The organism is uncultured Shimia sp., assembly GCF_947493595.1.
In the GTDB taxonomy this organism is placed as follows: domain Bacteria; phylum Pseudomonadota; class Alphaproteobacteria; order Rhodobacterales; family Rhodobacteraceae; genus Shimia.
Genome location: NZ_CANLRL010000008.1, coordinates 125297 through 141031, shown reverse-complemented (window position 1 = coordinate 141031; position 15735 = coordinate 125297). Strand labels below are relative to the sequence as shown.

At 58.4% G+C, this 15735-nt stretch carries 15 protein-coding genes; 12 read left to right on the top strand and 3 right to left on the bottom strand.

Translation table 11 applies throughout. The features are described from left to right. The first annotated feature begins 15 nt into the window (after positions 1-15). The 5 genes from Q0955_RS17195 to Q0955_RS17175 all read left to right on the top strand — a co-directional run bounded on the left by Q0955_RS17195 (position 16) and on the right by Q0955_RS17175 (position 5600). On the top strand, positions 16-1320 hold the full coding sequence (locus Q0955_RS17195) for a thymidine phosphorylase (RefSeq protein ID WP_299426775.1): 1305 nt from the start codon (positions 16-18) through the stop codon (positions 1318-1320). Beyond that, the gene (locus tag Q0955_RS17190) at positions 1320-2528 is read left to right on the top strand and encodes a phosphopentomutase (RefSeq protein WP_299426772.1); all 1209 of its coding nucleotides are present in this window, start codon (positions 1320-1322) and stop codon (positions 2526-2528) included. The genes Q0955_RS17195 and Q0955_RS17190 overlap by 1 nt, the downstream gene beginning before the upstream one ends. After that, positions 2525-3511, top strand: a complete 987-nt coding sequence (locus tag Q0955_RS17185; protein ID WP_299426769.1) for an adenosine deaminase — start codon at positions 2525-2527, stop codon at positions 3509-3511. The genes Q0955_RS17190 and Q0955_RS17185 overlap by 4 nt, the downstream gene beginning before the upstream one ends. Continuing rightward, entirely contained in the window at positions 3508-4140 is a 633-nt protein-coding gene (upp, locus tag Q0955_RS17180; RefSeq protein WP_299427035.1) for a uracil phosphoribosyltransferase, read from the top strand. The genes Q0955_RS17185 and upp overlap by 4 nt, the downstream gene beginning before the upstream one ends. Before the next feature lie 77 nt (positions 4141-4217). After that, positions 4218-5600, top strand: a complete 1383-nt coding sequence (locus Q0955_RS17175) for an SPOR domain-containing protein (protein ID WP_299426767.1) — start codon at positions 4218-4220, stop codon at positions 5598-5600. Positions 5601-5622: 22 nt separating this feature from the next. Here Q0955_RS17175 and Q0955_RS17170 read toward each other — a convergent pair whose 3' ends face one another. Continuing rightward, positions 5623-6633: a hypothetical protein gene (locus Q0955_RS17170; RefSeq protein WP_299426764.1), complete on the bottom strand. Its 1011-nt coding sequence runs from the start codon at positions 6631-6633 to the stop codon at positions 5623-5625. A 128-nt stretch (positions 6634-6761) separates the two neighbouring features. After that, a complete protein-coding gene (gene fsa / locus Q0955_RS17165) occupies positions 6762-7415 on the bottom strand; it encodes a fructose-6-phosphate aldolase (protein WP_299426761.1) in 654 nt (217 codons plus the stop codon). Positions 7416-7594: 179 nt separating this feature from the next. Between fsa and Q0955_RS17160 the strand changes: the two genes are divergently transcribed. The 4 genes from Q0955_RS17160 to Q0955_RS17145 all read left to right on the top strand — a co-directional run bounded on the left by Q0955_RS17160 (position 7595) and on the right by Q0955_RS17145 (position 12731). After that, a complete protein-coding gene (locus Q0955_RS17160; RefSeq protein WP_299426758.1) occupies positions 7595-9790 on the top strand; it encodes a primosomal protein N' in 2196 nt (731 codons plus the stop codon). A 151-nt stretch (positions 9791-9941) separates the two neighbouring features. Then, positions 9942-11174 carry an MFS transporter gene (locus tag Q0955_RS17155; protein ID WP_299427032.1) on the top strand — a complete coding sequence of 411 codons (1233 nt, stop codon included), beginning with the start codon at positions 9942-9944 and terminating at the stop codon, positions 11172-11174. A 71-nt stretch (positions 11175-11245) separates the two neighbouring features. Then, the gene (locus Q0955_RS17150) at positions 11246-12118 is read left to right on the top strand and encodes a 50S ribosomal protein L11 methyltransferase (RefSeq protein WP_299426755.1); all 873 of its coding nucleotides are present in this window, start codon (positions 11246-11248) and stop codon (positions 12116-12118) included. 265 nt (positions 12119-12383) lie between these two features. Beyond that, positions 12384-12731: a hypothetical protein gene (locus tag Q0955_RS17145; protein ID WP_299426752.1), complete on the top strand. Its 348-nt coding sequence runs from the start codon at positions 12384-12386 to the stop codon at positions 12729-12731. A 164-nt stretch (positions 12732-12895) separates the two neighbouring features. Here Q0955_RS17145 and Q0955_RS17140 read toward each other — a convergent pair whose 3' ends face one another. Continuing rightward, positions 12896-13084, bottom strand: a complete 189-nt coding sequence (locus Q0955_RS17140; protein WP_299426750.1) for a DUF1127 domain-containing protein — start codon at positions 13082-13084, stop codon at positions 12896-12898. Positions 13085-13413: 329 nt separating this feature from the next. On the opposite strand from Q0955_RS17140, the gene ruvC reads away from it, so the two are divergent. Genes ruvC through ruvB form a run of 3 tightly spaced genes read left to right on the top strand, consistent with a single transcriptional unit; the run spans position 13414 to position 15677 of the window. Beyond that, positions 13414-13920, top strand: a complete 507-nt coding sequence (gene ruvC, locus Q0955_RS17135; protein ID WP_299426747.1) for a crossover junction endodeoxyribonuclease RuvC — start codon at positions 13414-13416, stop codon at positions 13918-13920. Next, entirely contained in the window at positions 13917-14630 is a 714-nt protein-coding gene (gene ruvA, locus Q0955_RS17130) for a Holliday junction branch migration protein RuvA (protein ID WP_299426744.1), read from the top strand. The genes ruvC and ruvA overlap by 4 nt, the downstream gene beginning before the upstream one ends. Before the next feature lie 3 nt (positions 14631-14633). Beyond that, a complete protein-coding gene (ruvB, locus tag Q0955_RS17125; protein WP_299426741.1) occupies positions 14634-15677 on the top strand; it encodes a Holliday junction branch migration DNA helicase RuvB in 1044 nt (347 codons plus the stop codon). Positions 15678-15735 lie beyond the last annotated feature (58 nt).

The window sequence follows — 15735 nt, the reverse complement described above, 5'->3', positions numbered from 1 at the left end:
CAAAAGGAGAAACCCATGGATGCACGGGCCATTATCGCGCAGTTGCGCAAAGGCGAAGACCCCAGCCGTGAAGAGCTGGCCTGGTTTGCCAGGGGCTTGGCGGATGGCACGGTGAGCGATGCGCAAGCCGGGGCATTCGCCATGGGCGTATGTGTGCGTGGCTTGTCTGAGGAAGGGCGCGTGGCGTTGACGTTGGCGATGCGCGACAGCGGCGACACGATGTCTTGGGATTTGCCGGGACCTGCGCTCGACAAACACTCTACTGGGGGTGTTGGTGATTGTGTGAGTTTGGTGCTGGCACCGGCTTTGGCGGCCTGTGGGGCTTATGTGCCGATGGTGTCTGGTCGCGGGTTGGGACACACCGGCGGGACGTTGGACAAGCTGGAGGCCATTCCGGGCTATCAGACCGGGTTGGATGAGACGCAATTTGATAAGGTGGTGCGAGAGGCTGGTGCGTCTATTGTCAGTGCCACCGCAGAGATCGCACCTGCGGACAAACGGCTTTACGCGGTGCGGGATGTGACCGGGACGGTGGAAAGCCTGGATCTGATCACCGCGTCGATCCTGTCCAAGAAGTTGGCGGCGGGGCTGCAAGGACTGGTGTTGGACGTAAAGGTTGGCAGCGGTGCATTTATGAAGACGCTGGAGGACGCCGAAGCTTTGGCGGACTCTTTGGTGAGCACAGCCAATTTGGCGGGTTGCCCAACAAGCGCGTTGATATCGGACATGAGCCAACCCTTGGCACCGTCACTTGGCAATGCGCTGGAAGTGGCGGAATGCATGGAGGTGCTCTGTGGCGCTAAAGGTGGTCCCTTGGCGGAGTTGAGTGTTTCACTTGGTGGCGTGTTGTTGGCCAATGCCGGATTGGCGGCGGATGTTGAGGCGGGCGTTGCCAAGATGGTTGATGTGTTGGCCAACGGGCAAGCGGCAGAGCGCTTTGGCAAGATGGTTTCTGCACATGGCGGACCGATGCGATTTGTTGAGGAGTGGCGGCGGTTCTTGCCAGAAGCTTCGGTGATCCGTGAAGTCAAAGCACCTCGTGACGGCTTTGTGACTGCTATTGAAGGCGAAGCGCTGGGCCTTGCTGTTGTGGGTCTTGGCGGCGGGCGCATGGTGGAGAGTGACGTGATTGATATGGCGGTTGGCTTTTCTGACGTGGTGCGGCTGGGTACAGAGGTCAAAGCCGGTGATCCGCTTTTGCGCGTGCACGCAAGCCGCGAAGACAAGGCGGACGCTGCCGCGGCGGCAGTTGTTGCAGCCATGGACATTGGCGATCAGATGCCGGATATGCCGCCGCTAATCCATGAAAGGAGCCGTTGATGGCACGTGCATTTCTGGTTGTGATGGACTCGGTTGGCATTGGTGGTGCACCAGATGCGGCGCAGTTCTTCAATGAAGATCGCCCCGACACTGGGGCAAATACCTTGGCGCATATAGCACAGGCTTGCGCGGCGGGAAGGGCCGAAGAGGGGCGCAGCGGGCCGTTGAAGCTGCCCAACCTGGATGCCTTGGGCCTTGGCGCTGCCTGTCGGTTGGCCTCTGGTGACGCAACGCTGGGTTTGGATGCGGAGCCACAAGGGGTTTGGGGGGCGGCAACGGAAGTTAGTCCGGGCAAAGATACGCCATCCGGCCACTGGGAGTTGGCCGGCCTGCCTGTGCCCTGGGACTGGTGCTATTTCCCCAAAGAGGAGCCATGCTTTCCAGCCGATTTGACCAAATTGGTGTGCGAACTGGCCGGTGTCGACGGCATTCTAGGGGATTGTCATGCCTCGGGCACCGTGATCATCAACGATCATGGTGCGGAGCATGTCAAAAGCGGCAAGCCAATTTGCTATACTTCTGCTGACAGCGTTTATCAGATCGCCGCGCACGAAGAGACCTTTGGTCTCGAACGGCTTTTGACGCTGTGTCAGGATCTTGCGCCGACATTGCACGAGATGAAAATTGGCCGGGTGATCGCGCGTCCGTTTGTGGGCGATGCGGAGACTGGGTTCACACGCACCACCAACCGCCGGGACTACGCCATTGCGCCGCCGGAACCGCTGTTGACCAATTGGGTGCAGAATTCTGGAAGCAAGGTGCATGGTGTTGGCAAGATTGGCGACATCTTCACGATGGCGGGCATTGATGATTGCACCAAGGGCGCGGATGCCAAGCTGATGCAGGATTTGCAGGGATTGGTGGACACCGCCGAAAATGGTAGCCTGACCTTTGCAAACTTTGTGGAGTTTGACAGCCTTTATGGCCATCGTCGTGACATTTCCGGCTATGCGCGTGCGCTGGAGTGGTTTGACTTGGAAATCGGAAAGGTCCTTCAAAATCTGAAGGCGGATGATCTCTTGATCCTCACAGCCGATCACGGCAATGACCCAAGCTGGACCGGAACCGACCACACCCGAGAGCGCGTGCCAGTATTGGCCGCCGGTGTGGGCGCCAAAGAAGTCGGGATTATGGATTTTGTTGATGTGGCCGCAACGGTGGCCACACATCTGGGGATCACACCTCCCCGTGGAAGGAGTTTCTTATGAGCGTTGCTGACCTGCCTAAAGTCGAGCTGCACCTGCACCATGAGGGCGCGGCCCCGCCTGCGTTTATCAAGCAGCTTGCGCATGAAAAGAACGTCGATCTGAGTAAGATTTTTGACGAGAACGGGGGTTATGCGTTTCGGGACTTTGTGCACTTCCTGAGCACCTATGAGGATGCCACGTCCGTACTTACGGGCCCGGAAGAGTTTGCCCGGCTGACCACTGCGATCCTGGAAGAAAGCGCCAAGAACGGCGTGGTGTATACCGAAAGCTTCATCAGTCCGGACTTCTGTGGCGGTGGTGATGTTGGCGCGTGGCGGGAATACCTCGCGGCAATTCAGGAAGCTGCGGTTGCGGCAGAGGCCAAGCACGGCATCACTTTGCGCGGTGTTGTGACAGCGGTGCGCCACTTTGGAGCCGATAAATCCAAAACCACAGCGCATTGTGCGGCTGAAACTGCTGGTGATTTTGTGACCGGTTTTGGCATGGGCGGCGATGAAGGGCAGTTCACGCAGGGCACATTTGCTTATGCGTTTGATCAGGCCAAAGAGGCTGGATTGCAGTTGACCACCCACGCCGGGGAATTTGGCGGTCCTGAAAGCGTTTGGGATGCGATCAAAGACCTGAACGTGGAGCGCATTGGCCATGGCGTGCGAAGCATCGAGGACCCTAAGCTGGTGAAAGAACTGGTGGCGCGTCAAATCACGCTGGAAGTTTGCCCGGGCTCAAATGTGGTGCTGGGTTTGTTCCCGGATTTTGCCAGCCATCCTATTCAGAAGTTGCGGGATGCAGGGGTGAAAGTGACGGTCAGCACGGATGATCCGCCCTTCTTCCACACCACCATGCGGCGCGAGTACGAAGAGCTGTCCAAAGCTTTTGGGTGGGACGAGAGCGATTTTCGTGCGCTCAACCAGACGGCGCTTGACGCAGCCTTCTGTGATGCCGATACCAAAGCCAAAGTAGCTAAAAGACTGGAGCAAGCCTGATGGATCATTTGACAGTAGTGGATCACCCGCTGGTACAGCACAAGCTGACCATCATGCGCGATCAGGCCACGTCAACAGGGGAGTTTCGCCGTCTTCTGCGTGAGATCAGCCAGCTTCTGGCCTATGAGGTGACTCGTGAACTGCCGATGACCACCAAGAAAATCCAAACGCCGATGGTGGAAATGGATGCGCCAACCCTGGCGGGGCGCAAGCTGGCATTAGTGTCCATTTTGCGGGCGGGAAACGGCCTGCTAGACGGCATGCTGGAGTTGGTGCCATCTGCACGTGTGGGCTTTGTTGGCTTGTATCGGGATGAGGAAACGCTTGAGCCGGTGCAGTATTACTACAAGGCGCCAAGCGAGTTGGATGAGCGTCTGGTGATTGCCGTTGATCCGATGCTGGCAACCGGCAATAGCTCTGCGGCGGCCATCGATTTGCTGAAGAAACAGGGCGCGACCAACATTCGGTTCCTCTGCCTATTGGCCGCCCCCGAGGGTGTGGCGCGCATGAAAGAAGCACATCCGGATGTGCCAATTGTGACCGCATCTCTGGATGAACGGCTCAATGAAAAAGGCTACATCTTGCCAGGATTGGGCGATGCGGGCGACCGCATGTTTGGCACGCAATAGGTCAAATTTCGTGTTTTCAACGGTTTACTCGTTGGAAACAAAGCGGCTAAGGTGCCCCTACATCTTGTGGGGGCAAAATGAAACTGACCAGAGTTATTGCGATCGGTGTGATCGTGAGTTCCTTGGGCGTAAGCGCTGTGACCGCGCAGTCCATTAGTTCAAACGAAATTCCGGCGGAGTTCCCGCCGCGTGATTTCAAAGGTAAGCAGTTTGTTGATAGTCGCGGGTGTGTCTACATCCGTGCCGGTGTTGATGGGGCCACAACTTGGGTGCCGCGCGTGACGCGGGAGCGCAAGGTGATCTGTGGCTTCAAGCCGACCTTCTCTAAGGCGCAGACGACAACCAGCGCCGCGCCAAAGCTCGACAAAAATGTTGTGCAGATCCAGCCGGCGGCGCCAGAGGCCGGTGCGCCTGCTGTGGCTGCGGCGCCAAAAGCTGTTGCGCCGGCAGCTGCGACGACAACAACGGCACGCACCACCAGCAGTGCTGCAACCAGCGCAGCGAAAACCACAACTCGCACGGTGAAGGTGCCAAAGCAGGCCAAAGGCGCGCCGCTTTACACCACGCCAACGGCGGCACGTCCAACCACGACAACAACAGCTAAAACGACCACGACTCGCACGGTTGCTCCGGCTGCCACCGCAGCGGCGCCAACGGTGGTTCAACCCGCGCCAGTGGCCCCACAAACGACCACAACAACAGTGCGCCGGACCTCCAAACAGGCGCCGCGCGCTGCGGGAGTTGTATCTCCATGTCGGGAAGGTGTGACGTCTTGGAGGGGGTCAGCTGTCCGCTGCGGTCCACAGGCGCTTTCGCCAGTTACACCTGGAACCGGCCGTCCGACAGCTCAACCACCGCAGATGCGCTTTGATCAGAACAGCTCATTGCGTGTTCCACCGGCAGGCACCGTTGTGCGCGTCGGTGAAGTTGCCCCCGATGTGCGGGTTGTGCCGCGTCACGTGTATGAGGCCAATCGCGACTCTCATGTTCTGGCAATTGTGCCGGAGGGCTATCGTCGAGCGTTTGATGACGGCCGTTTGAATGAACGCCGCGCCGAGATGACCTTGGGCGGTCAGGCGCAAATGGAACAAATCTGGACCAACACTTTGCCCCGTCAGCTTGTTGGAGTCTCGGAGGAAAGCGAAACAGTTGCGCGGGCCAGCGCCACACCGGTGGCTGCAACAACTGTGTCCACCAAGTCTGAGCCCGCATCCAAGTCCCTGCGTCTGGCGGGCACACCCTATGTGCAGGTGGGCACCTTTGGTGATCAGGCGAGCGCGCAGGCCGCAGCCAAGCAGGTGAAACGTCTTGGATTGCCGGTGCGGATTGGCAAATACCAGCGTGGTGGTGTGACTCAGCGTATGGTTCTGGCAGGTCCGTTTTCCAGCGCGGACAGTGCCAATGCCGCGCTGAACAAGGCGCAGAGTGCCGGATTTGGCGGCGCATTTGTGCGCCAATGATGAGAAGACTTCTGCGGCGGTGTCAGCTGCCGCAGATGCCTTGTAAAGCCACCCAATAGCGATCAATCAGGATCGGTTCTGGCAGGTCTTCGGTGAAGGGTGCCGCTTCTATCAGTGGCAATGTGCTTTCCCCCGATGGGTCCCGCGCCAGGGCATATGGCTGCAGACGCACCCGCTTTTCTTCAAATGCTGCAATGAGGTCGGTGTCAGCCGCCGCTGTCGGCGGCGTGCTGATCAACCGTTCGATATGCTTCAAAAGAAGATCTTCGGGAAGAGTGCCTGATGTCAGGAGGCGCAGGCTGGCGCGAATGCCGCCAGTTTCCAGCACTCCACGCAGCGGGTCAGGAGATGCTGTCTGTGCGGCAACGATATAGCCCGCAGCCACGTCGGGCTCCTCATAGTCCTCAATGGTGTCACGCCCGAGCAAAACAACATTTCCCGGTAAGGCCACGGCTTCGCGTAGGGCGTTTGGCAATATGGAAATAGAGCGTACTTGCAGGCGCTTTTGTAAGGCATCCACGGCAGGGACGGCGAGTGGCGCACTGCACGGTTGACCGGTCAAGCGCGTGGCCAGCTGTTGCATATCCTGTCCGATGGATTGCCGGGCCACATTGGGAACAACACGCAATGCGTGGTTGGCCAGTGCATCCGGCAGCCAAAAGACCGCCAAGCTCGCCACGGTTGCAACGCTAATCGCCAGAACCGACATGCGCAAGCGGCCGGACGCGTTGGTGGGCCGCGCGACGGCTTTGCGCAGCTTTTCGATGGCCTCTACCAGGTCGTCGTGGGCCGCGTCGATCTCGAGAGTTTCGTCGGAATCTCCGTCAGGAAAGAACACAGCCGGTTGTTGGCCAGGGTTGAGGCGGCGCACAGCAGGCAAGGACCAATGTGTCAGCGCCCGGTCCTGCGCGTCTTTGATGACAAGAGTGGCTTCGCCCAGAGACACAATCACTTCGCGACGCTGGACGTCGGGTGTTGCGCGCCACAGTGCCATGCCTTCCAAACGCTGGAATTTGTCTAGTGCGGTGCTCATTTCCGGGTGCTCAGCCTCATTTTACGAGAAACCCTAGCATGGGGGTAAACGGGGGGGCAATCACATGGCGGTCACGAAAAAGGCCCGGAGCGGTGTCCGGGCCTCAAATGGTACGATGTCGGCAACCGTTACAGGATTTTGATGCCTGCCGATTTGATGTCCGCCAGGAAGGCGTCCAGACCTTTGTCGGTCAGCGGATGGTTGATCATGGATTTGATCACGCCGGGAGGCGCGGTCATCACGTCAGCACCGACCAGGGCACATTGGGTGGCGTGGTTCACAGTGCGGATGGAGGCCGCGAGGATTTCGGTTTCAAAACCATAGTTGTCATAGATCTGACGAATGTCTGCGATCAGGTCCATGCCATCGATGTTGATGTCATCCAGACGGCCAATGAACGGCGAGATGAAGGTTGCGCCGGCTTTGGCGGCCAGCAGCGCCTGGTTGGCGGAGAAACATAGGGTCACGTTGACCTTGTGACCTTCGTCGGTCAGTGTCTTACACGCTTTCAGGCCGGCCCAGGTCAGCGGCACTTTTACGGCGATGTTTTCGGCGATTTCGACCAGTTTGCGGCCTTCAGCGATCATCTCGTCGGCGTCGGTGGCGGTCACTTCGGCGGAAACCGGACCATCAACTAGGTCGCAGATTTCTTTGGTGACTTCTAGAATGTCTCGGCCAGATTTTTTAATCAAAGACGGGTTTGTGGTCACGCCGTCAACCATGCCAGTGGCATTCAGCTCAGCAATGGCGTCGATGTCGGCGGTGTCTACGAAGAATTTCATGTCATCTCCTCTCCTGCGTAAGCAGGTCTGAAAGGGCGGCGGTTGCAACTGCGGGATTGCGCTGCGGCTGTCTTGCCTTTACCCGATAGAGAGCCTTGCTGGAAGTGGGAATGCGTTGGTCTGGCGTATTTTCCGTTAGCGTTAACAAGGCGTGCGGATGAGCGTTGCGTGAGGGACAATTGAGCGAAACACAGTTCTTTCCTGAAGGTTCGTTGATTGCGGTGCTGACGACGCAGCCGCTGGATCGGGTGTTGGACTACAAAGCACCGGATGGCGGGGTTTTGCTTGGGGCATTTGTGGAGGTGCCTCTGGGACCGCGCCGGGTGCTTGGTGTTGTTTGGGGCCCGGGCAAGGGCGACTACGATATCAACAAGATCAGGCCCGCCAATCGGGCGCTTGACGTGGCCCCGATGGGCGATGACATGCGGGGCTTTTTACAGCGTGCCGCAGATTACACGCTCACGCCAATGAATGCGATGCTGCGGCTGGCCACGCGGGCGCCGGGGTTGTCTGACCCACCATCGATGCGCAAGATTTACCGGCGCGGCGAAGGTGAACCGGATCGCCAGACTGACGCAAGGCGGCGGGTTTTGGAGACACTATCGGAATACGGCAATCTGGCCTTCACGATGGGGGAGCTGTCGGAAATGGCTGGCGTGACCAACTCTGTCATCAAGGGCTTGGTGAAGCAGGGCGTGGTGCGTGAGGAAGCCGCGCCGAGAGACACGCCGTTTGCCCGGCTTGATCCGGAGTATGGCGGCAAAGAATTGTCGGCAGATCAGGAGGCGGGCGCGGCGGAGCTGCGTGCGGGAGTCCAGAGCGGGACCTATGGCACAACCTTGCTGAGGGGCGTGACCGGCTCTGGCAAAACCGAGGTTTACTTGGAGGCGGTGGCGGAGTGTTTGCGCAAGGGCCGGCAAGCATTGGTTTTGTTGCCGGAAATCGCGTTGACAGCAGAGTTTTTGACCCGTGTGGAGGCGCGGTTTGGCGCCAAGCCTGCGGAATGGCATTCCGGCGTGACCATGACCGAGCGGCGGCGGACCTGGAAAATGGTGGGCGAAGGTGGGGTGCAGATGGTGATTGGCGCGCGATCTGCGCTGTTTTTGCCGTATCGCGATTTGGGGCTGATCATTGTCGATGAGGAGCATGACACCTCTTACAAACAGGAAGACGGGGTGCTGTATAATGCGCGGGATATGGCGGTGCTGCGGGCTGCCCTCTGTGAGGCGCAGGTGGTCTTGGCCTCCGCTACGCCCAGTTTGGAAAGCTGGGCCAATGCGGAGGCGGGCAAATACAAAAAACTGGAGCTGACCAGCCGCTACGGCGCGTCGGTTCTGCCGGAGATGCGCGCGATTGACATGCGCACAGAGAAATTGCCCGCCAGTCGCTGGATTTCCCCCAGTTTGAAGGCGGCGGTGGATGCGCGGATTGCCAAGGGCGAACAGGCACTGTTGTTCATCAACCGGCGTGGGTATGCGCCGGTCACGATCTGCCGTGCCTGTGGCCATCAGATTGGCTGCGACAACTGCGATGCGCGGATGGTGGAACACCGGTTTCTTAGGCGCCTGCTGTGTCACCAATGTGGTGAGACCAAACCCATGCCAGAGGCCTGTCCGTCTTGTGAGGTTGAGGGCAAGCTTGCGCCCGTGGGCCCCGGCGTGGAGCGTTTGGCGGAAGAGGCGCAGGAGCTGTGGCCGGAGGCGCGGCAGGCGGTGTTGAGTTCGGATCTGTTTGGATCAGCCCGCGCGCTCAAGGAAAGCATCCAGACGATAGCCGATGGCGGGGCCGATATTATCATTGGCACGCAGTTGGTGGCGAAAGGGCACAACTTTCCGCTGCTGACGCTGGTCGGTGTGATTGATGCGGACCTCGGGTTGCAGGGCTCCGACCTTCGGGCCGCTGAGCGAACTTTTCAGTTGATGCGGCAGGTTGCGGGGCGGGCCGGGCGCTCCGAGCGGGCTGGCTTGGCGTTGCTGCAGACGTTTCAGCCGGAACATCCGGTGATCCGTGCCATTTTGACCGGAGATGAGACCGGGTTCTGGCGGGCTGAAGCCGATGAGCGCCGTCATGCGGTGGTGCCGCCTTTTGGGCGTATGGCCGGGATCATCCTATCAGGTGGTGACGTGGCGCAGGTGTTTGATCTTGGCAATGCGCTGGCCCGCAACGCGGGTGCTTTGCACGCCATTGGGGCGCAGGTCTACGGACCGGCCCCGGCGCCAATTGCCCGCGTGCGCGGCCGCCATCGTGTTCGACTTTTGGTCAAGGCTGATAAATCTGCACCATTGCAGGCGGCCTTGGCGCAATGGGTGGGGCAATTCCGCCTCAAAGGGGACCTGCGCCTCGCCGTCGATATTGATCCGCAGAGTTTTTACTGACCCCAAAGCTTCATTTGACCCCAAATATCCCGGAGCACGAGGCGGCGCCTCGTATCTATGTTCTCAGCATTCATGAGCGTGCGAAAATGCACGCCAGTCTGTGCGCCCTTTTGATCTCGCCTTTCTCTATCAATCGGCGTATTTGCTGCACATGTTCAGAAAAATCCCCATTGATGACGCGCATCTGCTGCCGTGGTGGCGTCGCCCGATCACACTCTTGTTCCTCATGGCGTTGGCCATGCCCATCGCCTTCAACACCTGGAGCGCGCTGCTCAACAATTTTGTGATTGAAGTGGCGGATTTTGATGGGTCCGACATTGGTCTGCTGCACACCGTCCGCGAGATCCCAGGATTTCTGGCAATTGGCGTGATCTTCCTGCTGCTTTTCATTCGGGAACAAGTGTTGGGACTGGTGTCACTGGCGCTGCTTGGCGTTGCAACAGCGCTTACCGCCTATTTCCCGTCGATGGGCGGAATCTTGATGATCACTCTGCTGAGTTCGATTGGCTTTCACTACTATGAAACCGTGAACCAGTCGCTGCAGCTGCAATGGCTCGATAAGAAGCGCGCGCCGAAGGTGCTGGGCTGGCTCGTGGCCGCGGGTTCGGCGGCCACTCTGTTGGCTTATGGTATCATTGTGCTGGGCTGGAAGCGGTACAACTGGGACTATGACGTGGTTTACCTCGCCGGTGGCGGGATCACGGCGCTGATCGCGCTCTATTGTTTTGTGGCCTTTCCGCAGTTTGAAGGGCGCACACCCCAGGCCCGGAAAATGGTGCTGAAAAAACGCTATTGGCTCTACTACGCCATGCAGTTTATGGCGGGTGCGCGGCGTCAGATCTTTGTGGTCTTTGCTGGCTTCATGATGGTTGAGCGCTTCGGTTTTGATGTGCATGAAATCACCGCGCTGTACCTGATCAACTTGATTGCCAATATGATCATTGCCCCAATGATCGGCGAGGCTGTGTCACGGTTTGGCGAGCGGCGCACCTTGATCTTTGAATATGCTGGTCTGGTGATCGTCTTTCTTGCATATGGCGGCATCTATTTCTTTGGTTGGGGCATTGCACTGGCGGCGACGCTGTATGTCGTGGACCACCTGCTGTTTTCTTTGGCTTTGGCGTTGAAGACCTATTTCCAGAAAATCGCAGATCCGGAAGACATGGCGCCGACGGCAGCTGTGGCTTTTACCATCAACCACATCGCGGCGGTGTTCCTGCCGGTGTTGCTCGGCCTGTTGTGGCTGGCCTCCCCCGGCGCGGTGTTTGTGCTGGCCGCAGCAATGGCCGCAGTCTCGCTCGGATTGGCGTTCCTGATCCCGCGTCACCCTGAAAAAGGCAATGAAACCCGCCTGACCCGTCCTCTGGCGGCTGCCGCGGAGTAGTTTCGTGGTCCGCAGGCTTGACGGGGCCAAGGGGAGACCCTAGGCCCTGCGCAACCCTATAGGAGACAGACATGCCGACATTCACCGCACTGACCACATTGATGGGCAAAGAGCAGGCCGAAGCGCTGGGCGAGGCGATGGAGCGGCTGGTGCCGGAACCCACCGGCGTGGGTGTGTTTGAGGTCGAAGACGGGTCCGGCCTCTGGGAAATTGGCGGCTACTTTGTTGAGGCACCGGATGAGGCGGGGCTGGCCGTGCTGGCGGTTGCTTTTGGCGCAAAACCCTTTGTCGTGTCTGAGTTGCCGGAAACCGATTGGGTGGCCCACGTGAAACGCGAGCTGGCACCGGTCGCTGCTGGGCGGTTCTTTGTCTATGGCAGCCATGATGCAGACAAGATCCCTGAAGGGGCTGAGCCGCTGTTGATTGAGGCGGCGATGGCCTTTGGCACCGGGCATCACGGCACGACGTTGGGCTGTCTCAAAGCGCTCGACCGTGTGGCCAATGAGGGCTTTGTTGGCCAAAACGTGGCGGACATCGGCTGCGGCACAGCCGTGTTGGGCATGGGCGCGGCGCGGATTTGGCCAAACCTTGTGCTCGTCAGCGACATTGACGAGGTGGCTGTGGATGTGGCGCAGGCCAACGTCACCGCCAACGGTTTGGACGGTAAGGTTGTTTGCTTGGAGGCCGCGGGCTTTGGTCACCCGGATTTGGCGGCAAAGGCGCCGTATGATTTGGTGTTTGCTAACATCCTGAAAGCGCCGCTGATTGATCTGGCACCGGACATGGGCGCCAATATTGCCGCTGCGGGATATGCAATTCTATCCGGTATCTTGAACGAACAAGCGGACGATGTGGTTGCTGCTTACGATGCAGCTGGTTTTGACGTGCATACGCGCGAAGAGATTGGCGAGTGGACCACGCTGACAATGGCACGTCGCGGCTAAATCACCGGAAAAACCTTCCTCTAGAATCAAAATGGGCGACTGGCATCAGTCGCCCATTTTTTTGTCTGCGGGGCTGGTTTTGTTTCTCTTTTTTGGACAGTATGCACGGCAGAGACTAGCTGTTTCCGTTCTTCCCGCAGAAGCGCATAATTGCGGTCAGATTTGTCGATAATTTGCCTTATTTTCGGCTTTGCGCCTTATTTTCGCCACATTTCGAGACCAGATTTAGCCATGTTTGGTGGGGGCCAAACCTGAGTTAGTTGCCATGAGTGAATCTTACGCAGAATTTCATGATCGCCTTGCACGGATCTATCGCAAGCAGGCGAAGACCGGTCGTGTGGGCCGTGAATCTGTTGTGATCAATCGCAACGGTTACATGATCGTAAAAGGCGCGGGTCGCCGTCGGGGTATCCCTTGGGCAGGCCTGTTCACCGTGGTTGTGTCTTTCTTCATGATCAAAGGAATCATGATGTCTCAGTTTGGCCCTGACTTCTATTCTCAGGACATTGCGCGGTTGAGCGGTGGCACAGCGGTGGAAAAGGCAGCAGCTTGGACCATGGCCCCCGATCCCGTGTCCCGCTGGATTGCGACGCAAATCAACACCAAACTCTAACACTCTAAAGTTTCCGTGGATCCCTCCAAGATCCCACACGGCCCCGGGTCTCTCTCCCCGGGGCCGTTTTTTTGCAGAATCGTGGAAACACAAAAAACCGCTGCCCCTAGGAGGCAGCGGTTTGTGAACGCTTGGCCGAAAAACCGTGAGCGGTGGAGCTGCGCTCAGCGGATCGCGTAGACGTCGGATCGGGACAGTCCGATGTCGTCCAACTCGCGGTCGCTGAGCATGGCCAGAGCGTTGCGGGTGCGGCGTTTTTCGTTCCAGTCGATAAACCGGGCAACAACCGCGAAGATCGGCTGACCAACACGGCCAGCAAAACCAGAGGTCGACGTATGTTCGAAGGCGGCCATATCAGAAATCCTTTCTTACAGTAGCTATGGTCTGTGTTTCGATTGGCCGCAAATAGGAGGCAATTTCGCCACCAGCAAGGGGCAAAATCGCATAGGAGCCATGTGGGTTTTGCATAGGTGGGGCATCGTCGAAACACCTTATTAATAAGGTCGTATTTGCCACCATGAAGTGTCGCATTTGGCACATGAATGCCGGGGTTGACGACGGCCGACAAAACGCCGCACCCAAAGAAATCCGGTAAACGGTTTTCTTCAGGCTTGGCGTTTGTTCCCGTTTCGTGCTACCTCACAGAACATAATAAGAAAATAGAACACAATTGGGGCATGACATGCGTGTATTGGGAATCGATCCGGGCTTGCGAAACATGGGCTGGGGCGTGATTGACGCCGATGGCAGCAAAATGAGCCACGTGGCCAATGGCGTTTGTCATTCGGTTGGGCAAGACTTGGCTGCACGCTTGCTCTCACTGCATGAACAGCTCACCGATGTGGTGGCGCGGTTTCTTCCGGATCATGCGGCGATTGAACAGACCTTTGTGAATAAAGACGGCGCAGGGACACTGAAGCTGGGTCAGGCACGTGGCGTTGCACTTTTGGTGCCTGCGCAGGCAGGATTGCACATTGGTGAGTATGCGCCAAACAAGGTGAAGAAAACCATTGTTGGCGTGGGGCATGCTGAGAAACATCAGGTGGAGCATATGGTGAAGTTGCAATTGCCGGGCGTGAAAATTGCCGGGGCGGATGCGGCTGATGCTTTGGCGATCGCCATGTGCCACGCCCACTACGCGCGGGCCGGGGCGGGCTACGCCGAAGCATTGAAGAGGGCACAGGCATGATTGGCAAGATTTCCGGGCGGCTGGAATATCGCAGTACGGATCACGTGCTGATCGATGTGCGCGGTGTGGGCTATATGGTCTATTGCTCGGACCGAACACTTGCGGCGTTGCCAGGCGTGGGGGAGCCGGTTGCGCTGTACACAGACCTATTGGTGCGTGAAGACTTGCTGCAACTGTTTGGTTTTCCAAGTTTGTTTGAAAAAGAATGGCACCGGTTGCTAATCAGCGTTCAGGGCATTGGCGCAAAGGCAAGCCTGGCGATCCTTGGGGCCTTGGGCGCAGATGGTGTGAGCCGAGCGGTGTCCTTGGGTGATGTGGCGGCGATCAAAGCCGCCAAAGGTGTTGGGCCCAAAACAGCGCAACGTGTTGTGATTGAACTAAAAGACAAGGCCCCAGAGCTTATGGCGCTGGGAGGCAGTCTTGGGGAAACCCTCGCATCTATGTCCGGAGAGGACGACGCAGGGGCGGAAGATGTGATTGAGGATGTGGCCCGTACGCCGATGAATTCCGGTGGCGCGTCTGCGGCCAGTGGCGCAGCGGCGGCGGCCTCGATGAGTGTGCAGGCGGACGCTTTGTCGGCTTTGGGCAACCTCGGATATGGGCCTGCTGATGCGGCTGGCGCCGTGGCGCAGGCCGCGGGAGAAGATCCTGAGGCGGATACGTCCGGTTTGATCCGGGCCGCGCTTAAGTTGTTGGCTCCAAAGGGGTAAATGATGGAACAACCAGACCCAACATTGCGCCCGGAAGCCCGGCCGGAGGATGCTGATCGTGCGCTGCGCCCACAGGAGCTGGACGCGTTCATTGGTCAAGCGGAAGCCCGCGCCAATTTGCGGATCTTTATTGAGAGTGCACGCCGTCGTGGCGAGGCGATGGATCACACGTTGTTCCATGGACCGCCTGGTTTGGGGAAGACCACTTTGGCGCAAATCATGGCGCGGGAGCTGGGGGTGAACTTCCGAATGACCTCTGGTCCGGTGTTGGCTAAGGCTGGTGATCTGGCGGCGATCCTCACCAACCTAGAATCCAGAGATGTGCTTTTTATCGATGAAATTCATCGTCTTAATCCTGCGGTGGAAGAGGTTCTCTATCCGGCGATGGAGGACTTTGAACTTGATCTGGTGATCGGGGAGGGGCCGGCGGCGCGGACGGTTCGGATTGAATTGCAACCGTTTACGCTGGTTGGGGCTACGACGCGGTTGGGTTTGTTGACCACGCCATTGCGGGATCGTTTTGGGATTCCGACGCGGTTGCAGTTCTATACCGAGGATGAGCTCAACGAGATTGTCACCCGCAATGCCAACAAGCTGGGGGTGCCTGCACATGATGGTGGCGCACGGGAGATTGCGCGGCGCTCGCGCGGGACGCCCCGGATTGCCGGACGCTTGCTGCGGCGGGTGGTGGATTTTGCCTTGGTTGAAGGCGACGGTGTTATCACAAAATCCCTTGCAGACGGGGCACTTACGCGGCTTGGGGTGGATAACCTTGGCCTTGATGGGGCGGACCGGCGTTACCTGCTGTTCATTGCCGAAAACTACGCTGGTGGGCCGGTGGGGATCGACACAATCAGCGCTGCACTGAGCGAAAGCCGGGATGCCATTGAAGAAGTGATTGAGCCGTTTCTCCTGCAGCAAGGCTTGATCCAGCGCACCCCGCGCGGGCGGATGTTGGCGCAGAAAGCCTGGACACATCTAGGTCTGAGCGCGCCGCGACCAAGGGACCAGAACGATCTGTTTACCCCGTCAAGCAACGGCAAATAGGGCGTCGGTATCACGTCGGTTTTGTGACTGTTTTGCGGAGGTGCGGTTTTGAACAGGG

Coding starts and splice junctions, on each gene's coding strand:
- Q0955_RS17195 (WP_299426775.1), top strand. CDS start 16: ATGGATGCACGGGCCATTATCGCGCAGTTGCGCAAAGGCGAAGACCCC.
- Q0955_RS17190 (WP_299426772.1), top strand. CDS start 1,320: ATGGCACGTGCATTTCTGGTTGTGATGGACTCGGTTGGCATTGGTGGT.
- Q0955_RS17185 (WP_299426769.1), top strand. CDS start 2,525: ATGAGCGTTGCTGACCTGCCTAAAGTCGAGCTGCACCTGCACCATGAG.
- Q0955_RS17175 (WP_299426767.1), top strand. CDS start 4,218: ATGAAACTGACCAGAGTTATTGCGATCGGTGTGATCGTGAGTTCCTTG.
- Q0955_RS17170 (WP_299426764.1), bottom strand. CDS start 6,633: ATGAGCACCGCACTAGACAAATTCCAGCGTTTGGAAGGCATGGCACTG.
- fsa (WP_299426761.1), bottom strand. CDS start 7,415: ATGAAATTCTTCGTAGACACCGCCGACATCGACGCCATTGCTGAGCTG.
- Q0955_RS17155 (WP_299427032.1), top strand. CDS start 9,942: ATGTTCAGAAAAATCCCCATTGATGACGCGCATCTGCTGCCGTGGTGG.
- Q0955_RS17150 (WP_299426755.1), top strand. CDS start 11,246: ATGCCGACATTCACCGCACTGACCACATTGATGGGCAAAGAGCAGGCC.
- Q0955_RS17145 (WP_299426752.1), top strand. CDS start 12,384: ATGAGTGAATCTTACGCAGAATTTCATGATCGCCTTGCACGGATCTAT.
- Q0955_RS17140 (WP_299426750.1), bottom strand. CDS start 13,084: ATGGCCGCCTTCGAACATACGTCGACCTCTGGTTTTGCTGGCCGTGTT.
- ruvC (WP_299426747.1), top strand. CDS start 13,414: ATGCGTGTATTGGGAATCGATCCGGGCTTGCGAAACATGGGCTGGGGC.
- ruvA (WP_299426744.1), top strand. CDS start 13,917: ATGATTGGCAAGATTTCCGGGCGGCTGGAATATCGCAGTACGGATCAC.
- ruvB (WP_299426741.1), top strand. CDS start 14,634: ATGGAACAACCAGACCCAACATTGCGCCCGGAAGCCCGGCCGGAGGAT.